The following is a 1,693-nucleotide window of genomic DNA, read 5'->3' as shown; positions in this document are numbered from 1 at the left end:
GTATACGTTCGGCCCACATGCGAATTTGCGCGTTAGGCCCCTGCGCGTTTCCGGAAATCGAAACTCGTTCATACGATGGAGGAAGTTTACCGGTCGCGGCTTGCAAGTCGCAAGCAAGTCCTGCGTGAAAACGCTGCGTAGATTAATTCGCGATCGCGCACGTGCAAGGCTGGTGCTGATCCCACCCCTGTGAAGCTGTCAATGCTTTCATTCTTGCCGCTGCTGGGAGGATGGTTGAATAATTCGTTACGGTGATTTGTTTTACAAACACAGGAGGTAACGGATGATTCTGTCCAAGGCGTTTGACAAGTTCGTGGAGGAAACTCCGGTTTGCGTCATGATTCGGGGCAGTCTGGAGTTTGCGTTGTCGGATCAGTTTATCAATCAGATCTTTGAGACGACAGCACAGCGACAGTACACGCGTGAACTTTTGTTTTCCGACGTGGTGGACGTGATGGGCAGCGTGGTGTTTCAGGTGTTCCCCTCGGTGAACGCGGCCTACCAAAAGCAGCAGGATCGTTTTACCGTCAGTCGCCGGGCTCTGTACGACAAGATCAATCTCATCGAGCCGGGTGTGACGCGGCAACTCGTCGTCGAAACATCACGGCGCATGGCGCCGGTGGTACGTAGCTTGCGAAGAATGTTCAAGGGCCAAGACCTGCTGCCCGGCTTTCGCGTGCGGATTCTGGACGGCAATCACTTGGCGGCCAGCGAGCATCGCATCCAGGAGTTACGCGACATCGCTGCCGGCCCATTGCCGGGTCAGACCTTGGTGGTCTTTGATCCGGACACGCGGTTGGTGGTTGACGCCTTTCCGTGTCAGGACGGCCACGCGCAGGAACGAAGCCTGCTGATGGAAGTGCTGGACTCGATGCAGGCCGGTGAAGTTTGGATGGGCGATCGGAACTTCTGCACCAGCTTGTTTCTCTTTCAGACCGCTGCCAACGATGCGTACTTTGTGATTCGTCAGCACGCCACGAATGTGCGTTGGGAAGCGGCAGGCCCGCATCGCAAGGTGGGTCGAACGGAAACGGGCATGGTTTATCAACAGCGCGTGGATCTCATCGATGATTGGGGCCACCGGCTGAAGGTGCGTCGCATCACGATCAAGCTCGACCAGCCGACCGAAGATGGCCAAACTGAAATCCACATTCTGACGAACCTGCCAAACCGCGTGAAAGCCACGCGGATCGCAGAAGCTTATCGCGGACGTTGGAAGTTGGAAGCCGCCTTCGGTGAGTTGGCCACGGCATTGCACTGCGAAATCGGCAGTCTGGGCTATCCACCCGCCGCGCTGTTTGCTTTTGGCATCGGTCTGGTCGCTTATAACATTCTGAGCGTCGTCCGCACGGCGTTGGCCGCCGCACATGGCGCGTCGTGCCTGGACGACATCTCGGCTTACTATGTGGCCGATGAGATGCGCGGTATGATGCGTGGAATGATGGTGGCCATCGGAACCGACCGTTGGCAGCGGCAATTCGGCAAGTTGAGCGCTCGCCAAATGGCGAATCTGTTGGTAGCTTTGGCCCAACGTGTCAAACTCGAGCGATTCCGTAAGCACCGCCGTGGGCCGAAAAAGCCAAGGCCGAAACGTACACGATTCAAAGGCAAGTCGCACGTTTCCACCGCCCGCATCCTCGCAGAGTCGCGCGGTAAGGATTCATACCTGCAATGAAAGCTTCACAGGGGTGGC

The 1,693-nt window shown here is 56.9% G+C and carries 1 protein-coding gene; it reads left to right on the top strand.

Features of this window, described 5'->3' with window-relative positions; all coding sequences use genetic code 11:
* Positions 1–283 precede the first annotated feature (283 nt).
* A complete protein-coding gene (locus tag WBB95_RS16965; protein WP_424488646.1) occupies positions 284–1,675 on the top strand; it encodes a transposase in 1,392 nt (463 codons plus the stop codon).
* Positions 1,676–1,693: the final 18 nt, after the last annotated feature.

Source organism: Pseudomonas sp., from assembly GCF_049645325.1.
Taxonomy (GTDB): Bacteria; Pseudomonadota; Gammaproteobacteria; order Pseudomonadales; family Pseudomonadaceae; genus Aquipseudomonas.
This window is presented reverse-complemented; position numbering and strand designations above follow the sequence as displayed.